General features: G+C 67.4%; 18 protein-coding genes. 14 read left to right on the plus strand and 4 right to left on the minus strand.

Annotated features, from left to right (window positions below):
- Positions 1-169 precede the first annotated feature (169 nt).
- Positions 170-880, minus strand: coding sequence for a pyrimidine reductase family protein (locus tag EV380_RS03090; RefSeq protein WP_207219294.1), 711 nt, complete (start codon positions 878-880; stop codon positions 170-172).
- Between the two features lie 9 nt (positions 881-889).
- Positions 890-1,813, minus strand: coding sequence for a dihydropteroate synthase (folP, locus tag EV380_RS03095; RefSeq protein ID WP_130452074.1), 924 nt, complete (start codon positions 1,811-1,813; stop codon positions 890-892).
- A 108-nt stretch (positions 1,814-1,921) separates the two neighbouring features.
- Here folP and EV380_RS03100 point away from each other — a divergent pair, with 108 nt between their 5' ends.
- The 6 genes from EV380_RS03100 (at position 1,922) to EV380_RS03125 (ending at position 8,497) form a co-directional block, all read left to right on the plus strand.
- On the plus strand, positions 1,922-2,737 hold the full coding sequence (locus tag EV380_RS03100; protein ID WP_130449280.1) for a hypothetical protein: 816 nt from the start codon (positions 1,922-1,924) through the stop codon (positions 2,735-2,737).
- 110 nt (positions 2,738-2,847) lie between these two features.
- Complete coding sequence (locus EV380_RS03105; protein WP_278030531.1) at positions 2,848-4,086, plus strand: cysteine desulfurase family protein; 1,239 nt, start codon at positions 2,848-2,850, stop codon at positions 4,084-4,086.
- The gene (gene mnmA, locus EV380_RS03110) at positions 4,083-5,228 is read left to right on the plus strand and encodes a tRNA 2-thiouridine(34) synthase MnmA (RefSeq protein ID WP_130449282.1); all 1,146 of its coding nucleotides are present in this window, start codon (positions 4,083-4,085) and stop codon (positions 5,226-5,228) included. The genes EV380_RS03105 and mnmA overlap by 4 nt, the downstream gene beginning before the upstream one ends.
- Before the next feature lie 9 nt (positions 5,229-5,237).
- Positions 5,238-6,233 carry a CPBP family intramembrane glutamic endopeptidase gene (locus tag EV380_RS03115; protein WP_130449284.1) on the plus strand — a complete coding sequence of 332 codons (996 nt, stop codon included), beginning with the start codon at positions 5,238-5,240 and terminating at the stop codon, positions 6,231-6,233.
- A gap of 236 nt (positions 6,234-6,469) precedes the next feature.
- The gene (locus EV380_RS03120) at positions 6,470-6,679 is read left to right on the plus strand and encodes a hypothetical protein (protein ID WP_130449286.1); all 210 of its coding nucleotides are present in this window, start codon (positions 6,470-6,472) and stop codon (positions 6,677-6,679) included.
- Positions 6,680-6,844: 165 nt separating this feature from the next.
- Positions 6,845-8,497 carry an HNH endonuclease signature motif containing protein gene (locus EV380_RS03125; protein WP_130449288.1) on the plus strand — a complete coding sequence of 551 codons (1,653 nt, stop codon included), beginning with the start codon at positions 6,845-6,847 and terminating at the stop codon, positions 8,495-8,497.
- Positions 8,498-8,677: 180 nt separating this feature from the next.
- Here EV380_RS03125 and EV380_RS03130 read toward each other — a convergent pair whose 3' ends face one another.
- Positions 8,678-9,049, minus strand: coding sequence for a hypothetical protein (locus EV380_RS03130; protein ID WP_102158030.1), 372 nt, complete (start codon positions 9,047-9,049; stop codon positions 8,678-8,680).
- A 162-nt stretch (positions 9,050-9,211) separates the two neighbouring features.
- Between EV380_RS03130 and EV380_RS03135 the strand changes: the two genes are divergently transcribed.
- Both EV380_RS03135 and EV380_RS03140 read left to right on the plus strand, forming a co-directional pair.
- Positions 9,212-9,616 carry a chorismate mutase gene (locus EV380_RS03135; RefSeq protein ID WP_102158029.1) on the plus strand — a complete coding sequence of 135 codons (405 nt, stop codon included), beginning with the start codon at positions 9,212-9,214 and terminating at the stop codon, positions 9,614-9,616.
- 17 nt (positions 9,617-9,633) lie between these two features.
- A complete protein-coding gene (locus tag EV380_RS03140) occupies positions 9,634-10,692 on the plus strand; it encodes a uroporphyrinogen decarboxylase/cobalamine-independent methonine synthase family protein (RefSeq protein WP_130449290.1) in 1,059 nt (352 codons plus the stop codon).
- Here the strand turns inward: EV380_RS03140 and EV380_RS03145 are convergent.
- Positions 10,689-11,726 (minus strand): hypothetical protein, encoded by a 1,038-nt coding sequence (locus EV380_RS03145; protein WP_130449292.1) that lies wholly within the window; start codon positions 11,724-11,726, stop codon positions 10,689-10,691. The two genes, EV380_RS03140 and EV380_RS03145, sit on opposite strands and share 4 nt — an antisense overlap.
- 198 nt (positions 11,727-11,924) lie before the next feature.
- On the opposite strand from EV380_RS03145, the gene mtrA reads away from it, so the two are divergent.
- The 6 genes from mtrA to secA all read left to right on the plus strand — a co-directional run bounded on the left by mtrA (position 11,925) and on the right by secA (position 20,785).
- Positions 11,925-12,602 carry an MtrAB system response regulator MtrA gene (mtrA, locus tag EV380_RS03150; protein WP_102158026.1) on the plus strand — a complete coding sequence of 226 codons (678 nt, stop codon included), beginning with the start codon at positions 11,925-11,927 and terminating at the stop codon, positions 12,600-12,602.
- Positions 12,603-12,628: 26 nt separating this feature from the next.
- Positions 12,629-14,236, plus strand: coding sequence for an MtrAB system histidine kinase MtrB (gene mtrB, locus EV380_RS03155; protein ID WP_130449294.1), 1,608 nt, complete (start codon positions 12,629-12,631; stop codon positions 14,234-14,236).
- A 5-nt stretch (positions 14,237-14,241) separates the two neighbouring features.
- A complete protein-coding gene (locus EV380_RS03160; protein WP_130449296.1) occupies positions 14,242-15,951 on the plus strand; it encodes an LpqB family beta-propeller domain-containing protein in 1,710 nt (569 codons plus the stop codon).
- Between the two features lie 418 nt (positions 15,952-16,369).
- On the plus strand, positions 16,370-17,071 hold the full coding sequence (locus tag EV380_RS03165) for a ComF family protein (protein WP_242607487.1): 702 nt from the start codon (positions 16,370-16,372) through the stop codon (positions 17,069-17,071).
- 113 nt (positions 17,072-17,184) lie between these two features.
- Positions 17,185-17,868, plus strand: coding sequence for a ribosome hibernation-promoting factor, HPF/YfiA family (gene hpf / locus EV380_RS03170; RefSeq protein ID WP_102158022.1), 684 nt, complete (start codon positions 17,185-17,187; stop codon positions 17,866-17,868).
- Positions 17,869-18,064: 196 nt separating this feature from the next.
- Positions 18,065-20,785, plus strand: a complete 2,721-nt coding sequence (gene secA, locus EV380_RS03175; protein ID WP_130449298.1) for a preprotein translocase subunit SecA — start codon at positions 18,065-18,067, stop codon at positions 20,783-20,785.
- Positions 20,786-20,804: the final 19 nt, after the last annotated feature.

The following is a 20,804-nucleotide window of genomic DNA, read 5'->3' on the forward strand; positions in this document are numbered from 1 at the left end:
CACCTCCGGATGATGCCGGCCGGACGCCGACGGATACTAGTAGGAACGAAAACGGCGGGGCCGTGCTCGGCCCACGGGCCGCCCCGTGTGCATAGTCTGGCACACGCGCGGCGGCCGCGACCCCCGTCGCGCGGCGACTCCGCGCTGGGAGAACACGCCCTGCCGGCGCCTACGCGCGGCGGTACTCGAGCAGCAGCTCGCCGTCCTCGTGCAGGACGTGCTGCAGCCGCATCGGTCGCAGCACGCCCTCACCCCCGGCCGCGATGCGTGTTGCGTCCGAACCGGCGAGCAGCGGGGAAAGCGTCAGGCAGAGCGAGTCGACGGCGTCGGCCGCGATGAATGAGCCGAGTACGTGCGGACCGCCCTCGGAGTGGATCATGGCCAGCCCTCGGCCCGCCAGGTGGTCGATCACCGCGTGCGGCTGCACCGTTGCGCCCAACGGCACGACGTCGGCGACCTCGCCCAGGCGCGCGTTCGACGGGTCTGCTGCTGCGGCGTCCGTCGTCAGCAGGATCGGCCGGACCGGGGCGCGGGTGAAGAACTCGGAGGCGGGATCGAGGTCCAGGCTCCCGCTTACGACGGCGATCTCAGGGTGCGCCGCCTTGCCGCGCGCGATGCGCCACTGCTGGGCGGCCGCGTCGAGCAGCTCGCCGCCGTAGCCCTCGGCCCGGATGGTGCCCGCGCCGATCAGCACGACGTCGGCCCAGCGGCGCATCAGCGCGAACGCGCGCTTGTCCGCGTCGCCGCCGATCGCGGCGGAGACGCCGTCGTGGGTGGCCGCGCCGTCGATCGTCGAGACGAAGTTGAAGCGCACGAACGTCCCGCCGGGCGGCGCGTACGCGGCCAGGAGGTCTTCGTCATTCATTCTGCTCTGCTGCACGGTGCGCTCCTAGGTTCCGGCCGGACGGCCGTGGGCGGGCTCGTTGACGTCCGACATGTTGTGTCTGAGGTAGGCCGGCTCGCGCCAGCCCATGGTCGCCTCGATGAGGCGCATGGCCTGCACGGACTCGGCGACGTGGTGCATACGCACGATCCGGGCGCCGTTCAGCGCGCACATTGACGCCGCTGCGAGGGACCCTGCAGTGCGTTCCTGCTTGGGCAGGTCCAGCGTCTCGCCGATGAAGTCCTTGTTCGACACCGCGGCGAGGGCTGGGTAGCCGAGCGATGCGATTTCGGTGAATCGCCGCGTGATCTCCAGGGTGTGCAGGGTGTTCTTGTTGAGGTCGTGGCCCGGGTCGATGATGATCTTCTCCGGCGCGATTCCCGCGTCGAGCGCGACGTCGATCCGGCGGCGCAGGAAGTCCGCGACCTCACCGACGACGTCACCGTACTCCGGGCGGGCGAAGCTCGTGCGCGGCGCGGCGAGCGAGTGCGTGAGCACGACGTGCACGCCGGACTCCGCCACCACCTGGGCGAGCCCCGGGTAGGCGAGCCCGGTCGTGTCGTTGATGACGTCCGCGCCGGCTCCGATGGCGGCCTCGGCGACCTGCGGCAGGAAGGTGTCCGCGGAGATCACGACGTCGGACGCCGCACGCACGGCGCGGATTACCGGCACCACGCGCTCCGCCTCCTCTGCAGCGCTCAGCGGCGGACCCGGGGCGAACGGGACGCCGCCGATGTCCACCCAGTCGGCGCCGGCGTCGACCGCGTCCTGGGCCGCGCGCACGGCCGCGTCGAGCGCGAAGTTCGCGCCGCCGTCGTAGAAGCTGTCGGGGGTGCGGTTGACGATCGCCATGACGGCGATGCGCCGAGAGAAATCGATGCTCCGGTGCGCAAACCGGTGCACGGGGTGAATCAGCTCCGGCTCGAACATGGCGCAGCTCAGCTCCTTCTGGTTGATCACCTCATTACTATCAGGTCGCGCGCCGTCAACCACCGTGCGCGCGTGCGGCGCGCCCGGCGAAGGATCTAGGCTGGTGCAATGCCCTTGACTTTCGCCGGATCGGCGGCCGGCGCGTGGATCGCCGACGCACGCTCCTCCGCAGCGCACCCCGAAGAACACCCGACCGCCGCCTCGCAGCTGCCCGGTGCCTTCGAAGCCTACGCGCGCCTCTTCCACCCCGCCGTCGACTTCGACGGGCGCCCCGTGCGCTGGGCGGCCATCGCGGCCGCGCGCTCGGCCCGCCTGCACCCGGCCGCCCAGTTCGCCAACCTCGCCGCGATCGACGAGTCCGGATTCGCGCTCGCCGAGGACGCCTGGGAGGGCGACCCGCCGCGCACCGACGGCCTGCCGCTCGGCGACCTCGCGGGCCTCGCCGACGTCATCGCCGCGCAGACTCGGGCCCAGCGCGTCTATCTCGCCCTGTGGACGGGCTACGCCTTCGCGGCGGGAGAGAACGACGGCGCCAAGGTCGCCTTGACGCGTGCCGAACGCGAGGACGTGCTCACACTCGGCGACGGCGGATACCAGGACTACTGGGTGTTCTCCGGCACACTGGCGGATGTGCGAAACCCCGTCTGGGCCGAGTCCGAGCGCAGCAGCGAGCGCCGTGCGCCGGACATGGCCTGGCCCGAGGACCGGAGCTGGTTCATCAGTACCGAGCTCTACGAGGACTCCACGGTCATCGGCGGCAGCGCCGGGCTCATCGCCGCCGTCGTCGCCGCCGCGACCGGCGACGATGCGCGTTTCGAGGCGCTCGCCGTCGACCCCGCGACGCGGCTCGACGAACACGGCGACACCTTGAACGCCCTGCCCGAGCTGCCGCTGGTGGCCGAGGGGGAGGGCCTCGAGGACTAGCAGGCTGTTCCGGGCCGGGCCGGCACCATTGGGCCTCGGTGCGGGCGACGGCCGCGGGGCTAGAATGGAAGGGCCGAATCCCCGATCCCCTTGAGGTGTCAGCAGTCCCCGTGAGAACCTCCGCGCCCGTCTACCTCGACCACGCGGCGACGACCCCGATGGCGCCCGCCGCGCTCGAGGCGATGACGGCTGAGCTCGCCCGCACCGGAAACCCGTCGTCCCTGCACGGGGCAGGCCGTCGCGCCCACCGTGTGGTGGAGAACGCCCGTGAGGCGCTCGCCGCGGCCGCCGGGGCGCACCCGACCGAGGTCGTGTTCACGTCGGGCGGGACCGAGGCCGACAACCTGGCCGTCAAAGGCCTGTTCTGGTCCCGCAGGGATGCGGACCCGCGCCGCGTCAAGATCTTCGCCTCCAGCGTCGAGCACCACGCGGTTCTCGACGCCGTCGAATGGCTCGAGGCGCACGAGGGCGCCGAAGCGTGCTGGATCCCCGTCGACGAGTTCGGCCGCGTCGATCTTCACTGGCTGCACGCCGAGTTGGCGGCCGACCCCGGCGCGGTCGCTCTCGTAACCTGCATGTGGGCCAACAACGAGGTCGGCACGGTCCAGCCCATCGCCGATATCGTGCGCATCGCCGACGAGTTCTCCATCCCGGTGCACTGCGATGCCGTCCAGGCGTTCGGCTCGGTCCCCGTCGACTTCGCGGGCGCGTCCCTGGCGACGATGGCCGTCAGCGGCCACAAAATCGGCGGCCCCGTCGGGATCGGCGCGCTCTACGTGCGCCGCGACGTCGTGCTCACGCCCGTCATGCACGGCGGCGGCCACGAGCGCGCGATGCGCTCGGGCACACTGAACGCGGCCGCGGCGGCGGGTTTCGCAGCGGCGGCGAGCGACGCCGTCGTACATCTCGCGGCGGAGGCGGAGCGGCTGGCGACGCTGCGCGATCGCCTGATCGCCGGCGTCGGGCAGGCGGCGCCCGAGGCGACCCTCTCGGGGCCGGCCGATCCCGATCACGCGGGGACCCGGCTGCCCGGCAACGCCCATTTCACCTTCCCCGGGTGCGAGGGGGACTCCCTGCTGTTCGTCCTGGACATGCTCGGCGTGCAATCCTCGACGGGTAGCGCGTGCACCGCGGGGGTGCCGCGGCCGAGCCACGTGCTGCTGGCCATGGGGCGCACCGAGGAGCAGGCGCGCGGCGCGCAGCGTTTCACGCTCGGGCATACGACGACGGCCGACGACGTTGACATCCTCGTCGCCGCGATCGGCGAGGCGTACGCGCGCGCCGGCAAGGCGGGCATGGCCGGCAAACAGAGCAGCATCCAGACAGCAGGAACGGGATTGAACGCATGAAGGTCTTGGCAGCAATGAGCGGCGGCGTCGACTCGGCGGTCGCGGCGGCGCGCGCGGTCGACGCCGGGCACGACGTCGTGGGCGTGCACCTGGCGCTTTCCCGCATGCCCGGCACGCTGCGCACCGGCAGCCGCGGCTGCTGCACCGTCGAGGACTCGAACGACGCGTGGCGCGCCGCCGACCAGCTCGGCATCCCGTACTACGTGTGGGACTTCTCCGAGCGGTTCAAAGAGGATGTGGTCGACGACTTCGTTGCCGAATACGCGGCGGGACGCACCCCGAACCCGTGCATGCGCTGCAACGAGCGCATCAAGTTCGCCGCACTGCTGGAGAAGGCGCTTGCGCTCGGGTTCGACGCGGTCTGCACCGGGCACTACGCCAAGGTCATCGAACACGACGACGGCTCCCGCGAGCTGCACCGCGCCGCCGACTGGGCCAAGGACCAGTCCTACGTGCTCGGCGTCCTGACCCACGAGCAGCTCAAGCACTCCTACTTCCCGCTCGCGGACACCCCCTCGAAGGCGGAGGTGCGAGCGGAAGCGGCAGCACGCGGCTTCACCGTCGCGAACAAGCCGGACAGCCACGACATCTGCTTCATCCCCGATGGGGACACCCGCGGCTGGCTCGAGGAGCGCATCGAGATGACCGAGGGCGACATCGTGGACCACGAAGGCAACGATCTGGGCAAGCACCCCGGCGCCAACGCCTTCACCGTGGGGCAGCGCCGCGGACTGAAGATCGGCAAGCCGGCCGCGGACGGGAAGCCGCGCTTCGTACTCGAAATCCGCCCGAAGGAGAACAAGGTCGTGGTGGGCCCGCAGGACCTGCTCGAGGTCGACCGCCTGCGCGGGATCAAGATCAGCTGGGCGGGACTGCCGCTGCCGGCCGCGGAGGCCGGCGACGAGTTCGAGTGCATGGTCCAGGTCCGCGCCCACGCGGACCCGGTCCCAGCGCGCGCGTTCGTCACCGAGGAGACGGAGGACGACGACGCGGCCACCGAGCTCGTGGTCGATCTCGACGGGCCGCTCCGTGGCGTCGCCCCTGGGCAGACCATGGTTCTGTACCAGGGCACGCGCGTGCTCGGGCAGGCCACGATCAACTCGGCACGCAGCCGGCAGTGGGACCCGTCCGCCGTTTCATAGACTGGCGGTATGGAAACACAGGATCGGAAGAACGGTGTGAGGCAGATCGGCGACGTCGTCGCATTCGCCACCATCGCCTGCGGCCTCGCTTGGCTCGTCGCGTTGCCGCTGTGGCTCGGCGATGGCCTGGCGGAGCCCTTTTTCCCGCTCGTTGCGCTCGCCATGATGTTCACCCCGGCAGTCGCCGCCGTCGCACTTGGATGGTGGGGTCTGCGCCGCGGAACGAAGGACGACGACGGCCGGCGCCACGCGCGGCGACCCGGTCGTGCCACCGTGCGGGCGATGCTTAACCGGCTGGGCATCACGACATCGATGCGCGACTCCGGACACCGGCGGCCGAGGACCCGGCTGGTCGGCTTCCTGGTGCTCGCGTGGCTGCTGCCGCCCGTGCTGATGTTCGGCGGGCTCGGAATCGCGGCGGTAGTGGGAGTTTATCCGGCGGATTTCGGGGGCCTGAGCGGTCTGCGCGAGTTGATGCGGCAGCAGTCCGAGGCGCTCGGAGTGGCGATGCCCGAGATTCCGGGCGCGATCCTCATCGTCGGCCAACTGGTCAACGTCCTGCTCGGCGCCCTCATCAACGCTGTGCCGGAGCTTGGGGAGGAGCTGGGATGGCGAGGTTGGCTCGTTCCTCGTCTCGCGCGGTTCGGTCCCGTTGGCGTCGTCGTGATTTCAGGTGTGCTCTGGGGTGTCTGGCATGCGCCGCTGGTCCTGCTCGGCTACAACTATCCGGACTTGCCCGGCGGGTGGGGCGTGGCGGCGATGTGCGGGCTGACGGTGTCCTTTGGCGCCGTGCTCGCGTGGATGCGTCTGAGCAGCGACAGCGTGTGGCCGGCGGCGCTGTTCCACGGGTCACTCAACGCGGCAGCGGGTCTCAGCGTCGTCTTTGCTCGACCCGAGGCGTTGTCGAGCCTGCAGGTGCCGCCGACGGGCTGGACGGGTTGGATCCTGCCGCTCGTCTTGGGAAGTGCAGCGCTAGCAATGTGGTGGCGCGCCGCCCGCCGCTGATCGCCAGCCGGGGCCCGCCGCGCGCCGAACCCAGAGACTTACGCCGGTTGGTCGCCGGCGGATCGGAGTTGCGTCGTGATCGCGGCGCTTGGAGGTACGGCTGATGAGTTGGTCGAGCAGGGTGATGAGGCGCTGATCCAGGCCCCGGCCGCATTCCTCTTGGGTATGCTCTCGAAATGAGCACTCCAATCCCCGCGGTCACGGAAAACCTGAAAACGCGGACTATTCTCGCTTTGGTGTCTGCATTCGTGATGCCCCTTGTCGGGATGATCGCGGGCGCAATGCTCACCTACGAGTTCCGTGCCGACGGACCGCACGACGGCCGAACAGTCCGCAACCGAAAGTACGCCCAGGTCGCCGCCGCAGTGGGTGCGGTGCTCACGGTTCCGCTGCTGCTGCTTTTCGCCGGTCAGGTCATCGGAATGCTCGCGTCGCTCCTCCCGTAGGAGGTGTTCGAACACTCGAGCCCGGGCCGCACCTCTTCCCGCTCCTTTCGTGTCCCTTCGCGCAGCGCGCAGCTAAGACTTTACGCTGGCCTTCCGCACCGGATGTAGTTCTAAAATCTGCCAAGATCTCTTCCGTTTTTCGAAGCCTTGTACTAGGATTGGTTCATGGAAGCAGCCCTCCTGTTGAACCCGGAAACGTACGTCGGTCTCTCGCCGGCGGACCGGGCGCGCGTGGCTGCCGTGGTCCTTGCCGGCGCCCCGGACGCCATCGCCGGGCAGGATGACGAGGCACTGATCCAGGGCACCCGCGCAGCAGAATCCGCCGGCCGCCACCTGGACGCGTTCCGAATCCGGAATGCTGGTGAGGTCGCGGTGCGGTCGGAGAAATCGTTGGGTGAGGACCGGCTCTCGGCGCGGTTGGGGTGCCGAACCGAGGTCGAGTTGCTCCAGCGCCTCACCCGCCTCTCGTACGGGCAGCTCAAACGCCGGATCGCCCTGGACGCGGATACCCGTCCCACGATCAGCGTGAGCGGTGCGCCGGTGGAGCCGAAGTTCCCGCACGTGGCCGCCGCCCTGCATCAAGGCCGGATCGATCCGGAGACCGCGGCCCTGGTGACGGGGATGTTGAACAAGGTCGCCCGGCGTGCCGACCCGGCCATGCTCGCCGAGGCCGAGGCGGAACTCGTGGACGCGGCCACCGGCGCCCTGGCCGCCCGGCTACTCCGGCAGGCCCAAGCTGAACAGGACGGCACGGATTCTTCGGGCGTTCCGGTGGTGCCGGATGAGGGATTGGCGTTGAGCTACCCGCAGATGCTCAAGCTCGCCCATCAGTGGGGTGCCTGCCTGGATGAGGACGGTCCGGACCCGGCCGAGGAGCGGGCGCACGGTAAACGCTCGCTCACGCTCGGTTCTCCCAGGGACGGGCTGGTGCCGTTGACCGGGTGGTTGCTGCCCGAAGTCGCCGCGCACCTGCTGCGGGTCTTCGACGCGCACTCGAACCCCGCCGCCCGCACCACCAGCCCCGGCACCGAGGCTGCCGGCGACGAGGCAAACGCGGCGGGTGCCGACTCGAACACTGACCCCGCAACCACTGCTGCAACCGCCGGGGCTCCGGTACTGGATGGGCGCACCGCGGCGCAGAAGCGCCACGACATCCTCATGACCGTGGTCCAAGCCGCGTCCCGCTGCGAAGAGACCCCGCACCTCGGCGGTGACACCGCCACCCTGCTAGTGCACGTCAACGCTGCTGACCTGCTGGATCCGCAGGGCTACGCCCAGCTCGAGGGCATCGATGTGCCGGTCTCGTCGCGGATCGCCCACCGCACCGCGTGTACCGGGGCCGTGCAGAAAGTCGTGTTCGACACCAACGGCCGCATCATCGGCCTCGGCGCGAAGGAACGCACCTTCACGGGGCACCAGCGCCGGGCGATCGCGGCCCGAGACGGCGGATGCGTGATCCCGAACTGCACGATCCGGGCCGCCTGGTGCGAAGTCCACCACGTAACCGGCTGGGCGAAGGGTGGGAAGACCACGATCGAGAACGGGGTCCTGCTCTGCTGGCACCATCACCACAGCCTCGAGAAGTCCGGCTGGGACATCCAGATGCGAAACGGCGTGGTGCAGGTCAAGGCTCCGCCCTGGCTGGACCCGGGCGGAACCTTCGTACCCGCCGCGACCTCGCACACCCGGCAACGGGCCAGGATCCTCGCCGCCCAGCAGGCGCGGGAGACCGTGCCCGGTCGCGACCGACACGGCAGCGGCGGAGACGATCGGCCCGACCCTCCCGGATCACCCGGCGGAAACCACCAAGCCGCCTGACCCAGTGATCCGGCGAGCCTTCCCCGAACCGCTCCGGTGCCGGTGCCGGAGCGGATGACACGCGCAGGACGAACATCAGACCGCCGACGAGGCTGAGATGCTCCCTGCGTGTATTGGTTGCGCAGCGAACTTCCGTCACGAAGGTGAGAAGTCACTCACATGCTTGCGTGCCGCCGGTTGCTAGGCAGGGTCACCAGGCTCGTCGACGATGCCATTGAGCCGAGTTCCGACTTCTTCGTATTCGCATCGCACGAGCCCCGGTCCCGTTGGGGGCAGGTCGCGAGCTGGGTGAGAGGCGCAATAGAGGAAGTCGAATTCCGGCCACCACTTCTTCGGGCGGACCGCCTCGGTGAAGCCGCAGACCGTGCACGTCAGATGGAGCCAGACCGGACGTTTGCCGCGACGGTTCGCCCTGGACTGCACCAGCCATGCCGGCGGGTCGGAGAGTATTGCCTGAAGGTCGGACTCGGAGAGCCTCGCCGGAAGGTCGTGGCGCTTGGCCATTTCGAGGGGAATGTCCAGGGCGATGGCGGCGTCTCGGCGGGTCAGCATAGCTTGCCAGCATAGCCGCAAAATCTGAAGGACGCTGTTCCAGGCGGCGGCCGCGGCCGACAGGCCGGGCTGCTGGCGGCGGTCCTGGGATCGATGGGCGGCGTCGCAACAGTCGGGTCGGCAGCGGGCGTCTCCAAGGGGTCGGCCACTAGACTGTTCGGCATGAGCGATACGCAGTCGGCGTCGACAGAAGACGCCCAAGAGGACGGCCCTCACAGTGGCGACTACGACCCCCGGGCGAGCTCCCTGCGGGGTGAGGTCGAACAGGCCGTCATGGATGAATTGCTGGCCGTGCGCGGCAGTATCGACAACATCGACGCAACGTTGGTGTATCTGCTCGCCGAGCGATTCAAAGCCACCCAGCGGGTCGGCCATCTCAAGGCCGTGCACAGGCTCCCTGCGGGCGACCCGGGCCGGGAAGCAGCGCAGATCGACCGCCTGCGACGGCTCGCCGAGGATGCCCAACTCGATCCTGCATTCGCCGAGAAATTCTTGAACTTCATCATCTCCGAAGTCATTCGGCACCATGAGGCCATCTCTCGATCGCATGCGGCGAAGGACGCGTAGCCGATACGCTGGGAGTCATGTCTGAAGAGCTGAGAACGGCGGGCCCAGTTGCTGTCCGCGTGACCGCACACGGCCCGATGACAGGCGTCGATCCCGTCGAATCAACCCGCGTCGTGCGGGGCGAGCTCGGTCATCCCCACCTGCCGCACCTCGTCGAACTGCCCGAGCGCGGCGTGGGTGCCGACGCGGTGGGCCGGGCGGTCGCGATCCTCGCCGATCTCACCGCCGAGGTGCGACCGTACGGATGGCGTCTGACCCATCGGCCTGGCCACGAAGCCCGGCGGGCGGTCAGCCTCCTGAAGACCGACATCAATGTCCTCGGCGATGTCATCGGCACCGAAGAGGCCCCAGGCGACGAACTGAAAATTCGGGTTCGCGGTCCGCTCTCACTCGCCAAGGACCTGTATCTGCCGTCGGGCGAGCGGGCGCTGCAAGACCACGGAGCCCGCCGCGACCTCGCGGATTCGTTGTCCGTCGGGTTGGCCGAGCACATCGCCGCCATACGACGCGCCGGGCCGCAGCGCGTGACGGTCCACCTCGACGAACCCGGACTGACCGAGGTCCTCGAAGGTACCGTCCCCACGGCCAGCGGCTACCGAACACTTCGCTCGGTGCCACGGCATGAACTGATCCAGACGTTGCGCGGCGTGAGCGAAGGTGCCCGCGCTGCCGGTGCTGCCGCCGTCGTGCTGGGCACGGACGCGGAGGCGCGTTCCTTTGGCGCGATCGCCGAGGCGATCGAGGCGAGCGGCATCGACTCGCTCGCCGTGCCTGCGCGCCGGCTCGACGTTCACGCATGGGAGACCTTGGCAGGGCTCGTCGAGAGCGGGACGGGCCTGTGGCTGGGATTGCTCGACGTGGCCGCGCCCTACGACGAGCTGCCGGGCGTGACTGCGTGTGTCGAGCAGGTGCGGCGGCCCTGGCGGGGGCTGGGGCTGACGGACGCCCAGCTATCTTCCGTCACCTTGATGCCCGCGGAGGGGTTCGACGGCGTCGCCCCGGAAGCCGTCCGGGCGGTCCTGAGCCGCCTCCACCAGACAGCCGACGCGCTGAGCCAAGTCGCCGTCGATTCCTAGACGGTGCCGTCGCTGTGCGGCGGCTCCGCGGGCTTGGTTTGTGTTTGCGCCCAGATGGCCTGGTGCAGTCCCTCCTTGCGGAAGCGGAGGTCGATGTAGAGAACAGCGACCACGATAACCTGCAGGGCGGCTGCGGCGCCCGAGAGCGCCGCTGAGACGAGCATGCCGATGATTACGAGCGCGGAGAGCTCGCCCGCGCCCGAGAGGTCCATCATGGCGCTGGAGAACCCGGTGACCAGTTCGACGGGGAAGCTCAGCATGCCGCTCGCGACGCTGGTGAGGACGCCGAAGAAGAGCAGAATTCCGAAGGTACGCCACCACAGGCCCCGCGTGAGGGTCCAGGTGCGGCGGATGGCGCCGGTGGCGCTGATGTCCTCGACGGAGAGGGCGTTCAGCGCGACGGAGAGTTTCACGGCGAGCCAGGTCCCGAGCACGATCATTCCTATGCCGACCAGCGGAACGATCCAGAGGGCGCCGCCGGTGGTTCCGTGCTCGAAAGCGTTGAAGAGCGCATAGAACCACACGGCCACCAGAGCGGTGGCGATCAGCGTCGCCACGATGCCGATCGGCACGAGGATCAGGAAATACAGGAAGAGGAACTTGCCGGCCCGCGGCCGAAACGCCGACCATGCGTCGGCAAGAGACGTGCGCCGGTTCGATGCCGCGCGTATCGCGGTAACCGTACTGAACGGTACGGTGAGCAACTGGCCGATCAATCCGATCAGCATTCCGGCCAGGGTCACGGTCAAGCCGCCGGCGAGTGCGCCGGCGGTGGGCATCGGCGGCACATCCGACCCGACAGTGCCTGACAGGAAGTACATGCTGTCGGAGAAGACCACGCCCAATCCCAACAAGATCAGCAGGCTCGCGGCTGCTTGACTCACAATCAAGATGGGGAGGGTCGCCATCGGGCCGAACCGGATGATGCGGAAGATGGCTTCGAAGTAGTCGCCGAGGCCCAGAATCCTCAGGGGGAGCGCGCCGGGGCGCGGAGCGACCGGAAACGGAGCATACGGTTGGGGCTGGTGGGTCATCTCGATGTCTCCGTTGGTCGACGAGTAAGGAGCGGGTATTTCCCGACATCCACTCTATTTGATGATTGAGCAACCCGATTTTGAATTGCGGATATGTAGCGGTGGCGTGCCGGAGGATGTCGTGGTCGCGGTGACCCGCTAGGCTGAAAGCTAGGTGTATGCGGCCCCGCCGCTTCTAGTTTGCGACGAAGGGAAGTCATGAAAGCCCGGATCTTGGTGGTTGACGACGACGACGCGCTCGCGGAGATGATCGGCATCGTTCTTCGTAACGATGACTTCGAACCCTTCTTCTGTAATGACGGCGCGAAAGCGCTGGACGCTTTCCGCGATTCGAAGCCTGACCTCGTCCTGCTCGACCTGATGCTCCCGGGGGTCGACGGCATCGAGGTCTGCCGACAGATTCGCGCAGAGGACGATGTGCCCATCGTGATGCTGACGGCGAAGTCCGACACGGCCGATGTCGTCCGGGGTCTCGAGTCCGGAGCCGACGACTATGTTCCGAAGCCGTTCAAGCCGGCGGAGCTCATCGCGCGTGTGAAGGCGCGTCTGCGCCCGGGGGAGAAGCACGCACCGGAGACGCTGCGCATCGGCGACCTGACGGTCGACGTGGCCGGCCACACCGTGACGCGTGCGGGTGAGCCGATCTCGCTGACGCCACTGGAATTCGAACTGCTCGTCGCGCTGGCTCGCAAGCCGTGGCAGGTCTTCAGTCGCGAACTGCTCCTCGAGCAGGTGTGGGGATACCGCCACGCCGCCGACACGCGCCTCGTCAATGTCCACGTCCAGCGGCTTCGCTCCAAGGTGGAGATCGATCCGGAGAAGCCGGAGGTCGTCATGACCGTGCGCGGAGTCGGCTACAAGGCGGGGACCAACTGACCAGCACACCCGCCCCGGGCCGCACCATGGCCTGGGCACGACGGCTTCTTCGGCGCCCGCGCATCGTGTGGCGCTTGGCCGGCATGGCCTGGAAGCGCTCCCTTCAGTTGCGCGTTGTCGCCGTGACGGCGACGCTGTCGGCTCTCGCGCTCGGGGCAACGGGACTTTTCCTGTCCCAGCAGATCGCCACGGGACTATTCGACGAGCGCTTTCGCCAGGTCGAGACGGAAGCGGTCAGCGGCCTGAACAACGTCAAGGCCACTTTCGATTCGCTCGAGGCCACGGATCCCGATCAGGTCAAGACCGATGTCACCGACACGCTCCAAAGCGTCGAAGGCGACGGCGTCAACGTCCAGCGCCTCTTCGTCCTGGATCCGTTACCGGCCGACGACAATCCGTACGTCTCGGCCATTGCCAGCCCCGGTCTGACGACGAGCGTCGTCCCGGTGGAATTGGACCAGGCGGTTCGCGAGGGCCCAGGCGTCTACTGGGAGTCGATGTCGTACGTCAAGGATAATGTAGAGGTGCCGGGGCTGGCTTTCGGAACGCGCGTCTCCCTGCCGCCCGGACGCGACTACGGCCTCTACTTGATCTACGATCTCTCCAGCGTGCAGGAAACCCTCGGCTTCTTCCACCGGACCGTCGGCCTGGCCGGAGCCCTTCTTCTGGCTGTCATCGGCGTCATCGCCTGGTACACCACCCGGCTCGTCGTCCGTCCGGTCTCCACGGCGGCCGCGGCCTCCGAGCGGCTGGCTTCGGGTCATCTCGAACAGCGCATGGAGGTGAGCGGCGAGGACGAACTCGCCCGCCTCGGCATCTCGTTCAACCACATGGCCGGCAATCTCCAAGACCAGATCGTCCAGCTGGCGACGCTGTCCCAGATGCAGCAGCGGTTCGTCTCCGACGTCTCCCACGAACTCCGCACACCCCTGACGACGGTCGCGATGGCGGCTGAGGTGCTGCATGATGCCCGTGGTTCGTTCGACCCCATCAACCAGCGTTCCGCAGAGCTCCTCTACAACGAGGTCGAGCGCTTTCAGTCGCTCCTCAACGACCTCCTTGAGATCTCTCGGTTCGACGCCGGCGCCGCCGCCCTCGACGCCGATGACTTCGACATGATGCCTGTCGTCAACCGCGTTCTGGACACGGCGCGACCGCACAGCGAACAGCTCGGTTCCGAGCTGCGCATCCACAACGAGGGCACCTGCATCGTGGAGATGGATCCGCGGCGGATCGAACGCGTGATCCGGAACCTCGTCATGAACGCGGTAGAGCACTCAGAGGGTCTGCCCATCGACGTGTACATCGCCGGGAACGACAGTGCCGTCTCCGTCGCCGTGCGCGATCACGGCGTCGGCATGACGAAGGAACAGGCCCAGCGAGTATTCGACAGGTTCTGGCGGGCCGACCCGGCCCGTGCCCGCACGACGGGCGGCAGCGGCCTCGGCCTCTCCATCGCAACGGAGGACACTCGTCTCCACGGCGGCCACCTGGACGCTTGGGGCGAGGTCGGCAAGGGCGCGTGCTTCAGGTTGACCCTTCCCCGACGCGTCGGCGCGGACATCAAAGATCCGCCGCTCGCACTGCCCCCCGATGAACCGGCACCATCGACGCACGAGGGGGTTTCGACGTGATCCGAGTGAACTTTGTTCGACTGCTGGCGGTCTTCGCGTGCGCGGCCCTCGTCGTTACCGGCTGCGCCGCCATTCCGACGAGCGGGCCCGTGGGGACGAGCGCCCCTGACAACACTCGGCCGGACGCCATCGACTACGCATTCGACCCTGCCGGGCCTGAGGAGGACGCCGAACCCGAGGACATCATCTCCGGGTTCATCACGGCCGGGCTCTCACCTGCGGACGACTACGACACGGCGCGGCAATTCCTCGCGCCTCAGCTCTCCCGCAGCTGGCTGGCGACCGCCCGGACGTTCGTCTACGAGGACCGCCCGAACATCGCTTCCAATGTCGGTGCGGGCAGTTACAGTCTGGAATTCGCGATCGTCGCGGAGATCGATGCGTTCGGTCGGATGACACGTCACGAGCAGCCGCGCATCGAAACCGTCGAAGTCACCCTGCAGGAGATCGACGGTCAGTGGCGCATTGCCGATCTGCCCGATGGGACGATGGTCGAGGAGAGCGACTTCGACGCGGTCTTCGCGTCCTACCCGTTGTACTTCTACGACCCGACCTACACCTATGCCGTGCCGGACTATCGCTGGTACGCGACGCGCCAATCGCTGGCTGCCACGCTCGTCACCGCTCTACTGGCGGGGCCGTCGCCGTATCTGGAGAACGCCGTCGTCAATGCCTTCCCGGAGGGGAGCGCGCTGGCGAGGAATTCGGTTCCCGTAGAGGCGCAGCAAGCCACGGTCGACCTGACCGAGCAGGTCTTCGAGGACGCGCCCGACCTCCGCCGACAGCGCATGAAACAGCAGCTCGAACTGACCCTGCGTGGCATCAACAGAATCAGCAGCGTGGTCATGACGCTGAACCAGACGCCGGTGTCGATCGGCGACCAGTCCGGCGAGTTTCGGACCGTGAGCGCGGCACCGAGCGTCGGCGACACGCAGATCGCCATAGCCGACGACCAGCTGGTGTTCTACCAGGGCGGCGGCGTACTGGCGATCGGCAATCTGCAGGACATCAGCGCCTACGGCCCGCGGGACCCGGCGATGTCCCCTGCAGGCCAGGACTATGACAATCAGTACTCGTTCCTGAACCGCGACCGGACTCAGATGGTCATGGTCGTCGGCGGCGAGGCGGAGCCTGCCGTGACGGGCCAGCGTCTGGTCCGGCCGAGCATCGACGTGCACGGCTGGCACTGGACCGTCGACTCGGCGACGGGTGAAGTCACCGTCGTGCGGGCCCCGGTCGATGGGACGGTGCACGACAAGGCGAGCCGCACTATCGCTTCGGACTGGCTCGACGACCTCACCGTCACGTCCTTCCGCGTCTCCCTGGACGGCACGCGAGCCGTCGTCGTGACGAACGACGGTGCCGAATCCGAGGTCCTCATCGTCGGCCTGGTGCGCGATTCCAACGGTGTGCCGAGGGGCTTCACGGAGCCGGTCGCTCTGCAGGCCAGCGTGCCGGCGAGCAAGGCCGTCTGGGACTCGGCGAGCTCCGTGATCGTCTACGACGAGAGCGACGACGAGTCCGTCAGCGCTGAGCGCCTCGATCTCGACGGGGGCTCCGACCTCTTCACGCCGCTGCTGGGCATGACTAACTTCGCCAGTGGACCCGGCAACCGCATCATCTACGCGGAGACACCCGACGGGGTGTACTCACGCGTCTCGTCCGTCTGGAAGAAACAGGATGGAGAGGCCTCCGACCTGGCCTACCCGGGATAATCTGACGCTCCGTCCACAGCCTTGGCGACGGGGCTGGTTCTCCACACTCCACGAGGACGGCGCCGCGCGCGCGTCTGCTGATGTCAACGTGGTCCTTTCGGAGGGCGGAGGAGGCGCGATGAGCGGGAGGACAGGCAGAAGAGCACGGCGCCGGGGTGGCCAGATTATGGATCGCGCGCTGCTCGGAGATCGTGGTGCGGCGGTCAGGGCAGCATTGATGGAGTTCGCAAGTCTGGTCGCGCCCACTGACTGCGTGAGCTGCGGGCGACCCGATTTCGTGCTCTGCCCGCGCTGTCACGCCCGGTTCCGGCAACGCACGGTGAGGCCGCTCCGAGTTGAAGAGGCGGCGGAGTCACTGCCCGTGGATGATTTCGACGTCCCCGTGCCAGTTGTCGCGGCGGGACACTATGCCGGGGAAGTGAGCGCCGTGATCCTCGCCTATAAGGACCGGGAGCGCCTTCAACTCCAGGAGGTGCTCGGCCCGGCCCTGGCCGGCGCTCTGCAGGCCATGCACCCCGTGGCGGTCGAGGCCGCCGCTTGGTGGGATGGCGGCTCAGGGCCGGAGATCCTGCTCGTTCCCGTCCCGGGTCGGCGTTCCACGCTCATCGAACGCGGCTTCGCGCCCGTGCTCGCGTTGATGAACTGGATCGAGCGCCGGGGGCTGTTTCCTGCAGGGTGCACCCTTGCCGACGTGCTCTCCGTCCGAGAACCCTGGCCGCAGCTGGTGCCTGAAGGTTTTCTCCGCAGGGTTGCCGCCGCCGCGGACTCGCTGTGCCGCCGGGTGGGCGCTCAGGTGCCCCGCTCTGCCCTGAGCGCCCACCCACAACGCGGCGGAGCGCACCAGAAGAGCCGGGGCCGGCGCGCACGCACGGCGGTCCGCGGAACGATGCGGCTGCGGAGGAAGGTCGTGGCGTCAGAAGTCGCCGGACGCGTCTGTCTGCTGGTCGACGACGTCTTGACCACGGGGGCGACTCTGGGGGAGGCGCACCGCGTCCTGACGGCCGCCGGAGCGTACGTGGCGGGCGCCGTCTCGATCGCCGCGACGCATGACCCGAGGGGCGTGTCTGCTGAGAGAGAACTAGAAATCTCCGGTGAAAGGGTTGATTCTAGGCCGGCGTGAATTACGGTGGAGTATGGGCACCTCAGAGGAGAGGGTAAGCACCCATCTTCAGCGGCTGAGAGGAGGAAACTCTTCAGCCGTTGTTGTGTCACCCGAAGAAGCAGGAGGACACCATGGAGATGACGTTCACCGGACGCAACATCAGCGTTTCCGATCGATTCCGCGAGTACGTCTCGGAGAAGGTTGGCAAGGTGGAGCAGCTGGCCGCAAAGGTCCAGAGGCTCGACATCAAGGTGACGAAGGAGCCCCACTCGAAGCAGCCGGACACTCAGCTGACGGTTGAGCTCTCGGTGGTCACGCGGGGACCCGCGATCCGCGCCGAGTCCAAGGCCGGAGACAAGTTCGCGGCCTTCGATCAGGCTTTCGCCAAGTTGCTTGAGCGTCTGCGTCGAGCGCGCGACAAGAAGAAGGTGCATCACGGACGGCACACGCCGACCGCTGTTTTCGAAGCCACGGGTGGCCTCGATCCCGTCCAGACCGACGTCCCCTTGCACGTCGCCGTGGCGAACCAGCACGCCGAGCAGAACGGGCAGGTGCCCGACGAGAATCCGGTGGAGATCCGGCGCAAGATCTTCCCCGCCAGCAAGATGAGCGTGGACGATGCCGTCGACCGGATGGAAATGGTCGGCCACCCCTTCTACCTGTTCGTCGACGACGCCACCGACCGTCCGTCGGTGGTGTACCGCCGCAAGGGCTGGTCCTACGGGATCATTACCCTGGACGAAGAGTGCCAGGATGAAGAGACCATCGAAACGCGCCACTACCGCGAACAGGCTGCGGCCGCCGCAGCCATCTAACCCAGTCCGACAATCACGGCCGGGCGGAGCGTCCCCAATGGGCGCCCCGCCCGGCGTCGTTTTGTGAGAAATTCAGCTATCAGGCGCAAAAGCCCGGATCCGCCTCACCGAGCGGGAACAAGTGGCGGGGTCCGATCGTGTCTCACGTAGACTGACCTAGCCAGAATTCCTGTGCCGAAGAATATGGAGCTACCACGTGGCGTCACTGCTAGAACGCGTCCTGCGCACCGGCGACAAGAAGACGTTGAAGCGTCTTCGCCGGTACGTCAGTGCAATCAATGCACTCGAGGAAGAGTTTCGATCCCTCACGGATGAGGAACTTCGCGCCGAGACGGACAAGTTCAAGGCCCGCTACCAGGACGGCGAGAGCCTCGACTCGCTCCTGCCGGAGGCCTTCGCCACGGTTCGTGAAGCGGCGGGCCGAACCCTGGGAATGCGCCATTTCGACGTCCAGCTCATGGGCGGTGCGGCCCTGCACCTCGGGAACATCGCCGAGATGAAAACCGGTGAAGGCAAGACTCTTGTCGCGACGGCGCCGGCCTACCTGAACGCCCTCACGGGCCAGGGAGTGCACATCATCACGACGAACGACTTCCTGGCCGAGTACCAGTCGGACCTCATGGGCCGCGTCTTCCGTTTCCTCGGGTTGACCAGCGGTTGCATCCTCTCCAAGCAGGATCCCGCCAAACGCCGCGAGCAGTACAACGCCGACATCACCTACGGCACCAACAACGAATTCGGATTCGACTTCCTGCGCGACAACATGGCGTGGTCGAAGGACGAACTGGTCCAGCGCGGTCACCACTTCGCCGTCGTCGATGAGGTCGACTCGATCCTGATCGATGAGGCGCGCACGCCGCTGATCATCTCGGGCCAGGCCCAGGGCGACGTGAATCGCTGGTTCACCGAGTTCGCTCGCATCGTCCGGCGCCTCGAGGTGGACGTCGACTACGAGATCGACATCAAGAAGCGCACCGTGGGCGTCCTGGAGCCGGGCATCGAGAAGGTCGAGGACCACCTCGGCATCGACAACCTGTACGAGACGGCGAACACGCCGTTGATCGGCTTCCTGAACAATGCGATCAAAGCGCGCGAGCTGTTCACGAAGGACAAGGACTACGTCGTCATGAACGGCGAGATCCTGATTGTCGACGAGCACACAGGCCGCACCCTGGCCGGCCGTCGCTACAACGAGGGCATGCACCAGGCCATCGAGGCCAAGGAAGGTGTGCAGATCAAGGCCGAGAACCAGACGATGGCGACGGTCACCCTGCAGAACTATTTCCGCCTGTACGAGAAGCTCTCGGGCATGACGGGCACGGCGACGACCGAAGCCGCGGAGTTCATGGGCACCTACAAGCTCGGCGTCGTCGAGATCCCGACGAACCGTTCGATGCAGCGCAAGGACCAGGCCGATCTCATCTACAAGAATGAGATCGCGAAGTTCGACGCCGTCGTCGAAGACCTCGTCGAACGCCACGCGGCCGGTCAGCCGGTCCTCGTCGGCACGACGAGCGTCGAGAAGAGCGAATACCTCTCGCGCAAGCTGGCCAAGGCGGGCATTCGCCACGAGGTCCTCAACGCGAAGCAACACGCGCGTGAGGCGGCCATCATCGCCCAGGCCGGACGCAAGTCAGCCTTGACGGTGGCCACGAACATGGCCGGTCGCGGTACCGACATCATGCTCGGCGGCAACGCGGAGTTCCTGGCGGTCTCCGAGATGAGTCGCCGCGGACTCGATCCCGAGGAGAATGCCGAAGAGTACGAGAAGGTCTGGAGCGGCGTCTTCGAAGAGGCCAAGGCCAGGGTGGAGGCCGAGGCGTCCGAGGTCCGCGAGCTCGGCGGCCTCTACGTGTTGGGTACTGAGCGGCACGAGTCCCGGCGTATCGACAACCAGTTGCGCGGTCGTTCCGGCCGTCAGGGAGATCCGGGCGAATCGCGCTTCTACCTGTCGATGACCGATGAGCTGATGCGGCGGTTCAACGCGGCAGCGGCGCAGCGGATCATGAGTAATCCGAACCTGCCCGACGACATGGCGCTCGAGTCCCGGATCGTTTCAAAGGCCATCGAGACGGCCCAGGCGCAGGTGGAGTCCACCAACGCCGAGCAGCGCAAGAACGTTTTGAAGTACGACGACGTGCTGAACCGTCAGCGTGAGGCCATCTATGGCGACCGCCGTCGCATCCTCGAGGGAGACGACCTCCACGAGAAGGTCCAGCACTTCCTGGAAGACGTCATCACAGCGATGGTGCAGGAAGCGACCAGCGAGCGGAACCCGGATGAGTGGAATCTGGAGCAGCTCTGGGTCAACCTCAAGCAGCTGTACCCGGTGTCGGTCACTCTCGACGATGTGGCGGAGGAGGCAGGCGGACGCGGCAACCTGACGTCGGACCTGCTGCACGAGGAATTGCTCTCCGACGCCCGTCTTCAGTACGAGGCACGTGAGGAGTCGGTCGGTTCCGAGAATATGCGCGAGCTCGAACGCCGCGTTGTCTTGAGCGTCATCGGGAGGAAGTGGCAGGAGCACCTCTACGAGATGGACTATCTCAAGGAGGGTATCGGCCTCCGCGCCATGGCACAGCGCGATCCGCTGGTCGAGTATCAGCGTGAGGGATTCGTCCTGTTCCAGACGATGATGGAGGCCATCCGGGAGGAGAGCATCGGCATGCTCTTCAACATCAAGGTGGAGACGAAACAGCAGGCCAGCGTGAATCTGCCGGGCGTCAAGGATGCTCGATCGGCGACGGAGACTCCGAGCTTCGTCACGCCGGGGCTCGATGCTCCGGCTAAGCCCGCGAGCCTGCAGTACACGGCTCCGAACGAGACGGGGCAGGCGGCGACGAAGGTCGAGCGTCAGTCTGCGGAGAAGTCGGGCAATCGCGCGGATCGCCGGACGAAGGCCAAGAAGCGCAAATAGGCCCTGGCGGTCGCTGGAA

The sequence above is a fragment of the Zhihengliuella halotolerans genome (genome assembly GCF_004217565.1).
Classification (GTDB): Bacteria; Actinomycetota; Actinomycetes; order Actinomycetales; family Micrococcaceae; genus Zhihengliuella; species Zhihengliuella halotolerans.

Excerpts from the sequence above, each read along its gene's own strand:
- folP (WP_130452074.1), bottom strand. The coding sequence starts at position 1,813 with ATGTTCGAGCCGGAGCTGATTCACCCCGTGCACCGGTTTGCGCACCGG.
- EV380_RS03100 (WP_130449280.1), top strand. The coding sequence starts at position 1,922 with ATGCCCTTGACTTTCGCCGGATCGGCGGCCGGCGCGTGGATCGCCGAC.
- mnmA (WP_130449282.1), top strand. The coding sequence starts at position 4,083 with ATGAAGGTCTTGGCAGCAATGAGCGGCGGCGTCGACTCGGCGGTCGCG.
- EV380_RS03115 (WP_130449284.1), top strand. The coding sequence starts at position 5,238 with ATGGAAACACAGGATCGGAAGAACGGTGTGAGGCAGATCGGCGACGTC.
- EV380_RS03125 (WP_130449288.1), top strand. The coding sequence starts at position 6,845 with ATGGAAGCAGCCCTCCTGTTGAACCCGGAAACGTACGTCGGTCTCTCG.
- EV380_RS03130 (WP_102158030.1), bottom strand. The coding sequence starts at position 9,049 with ATGCTGACCCGCCGAGACGCCGCCATCGCCCTGGACATTCCCCTCGAA.
- EV380_RS03135 (WP_102158029.1), top strand. The coding sequence starts at position 9,212 with ATGAGCGATACGCAGTCGGCGTCGACAGAAGACGCCCAAGAGGACGGC.
- EV380_RS03140 (WP_130449290.1), top strand. The coding sequence starts at position 9,634 with ATGTCTGAAGAGCTGAGAACGGCGGGCCCAGTTGCTGTCCGCGTGACC.
- EV380_RS03145 (WP_130449292.1), bottom strand. The coding sequence starts at position 11,726 with ATGACCCACCAGCCCCAACCGTATGCTCCGTTTCCGGTCGCTCCGCGC.
- mtrA (WP_102158026.1), top strand. The coding sequence starts at position 11,925 with ATGAAAGCCCGGATCTTGGTGGTTGACGACGACGACGCGCTCGCGGAG.
- mtrB (WP_130449294.1), top strand. The coding sequence starts at position 12,629 with ATGGCCTGGGCACGACGGCTTCTTCGGCGCCCGCGCATCGTGTGGCGC.
- hpf (WP_102158022.1), top strand. The coding sequence starts at position 17,185 with ATGGAGATGACGTTCACCGGACGCAACATCAGCGTTTCCGATCGATTC.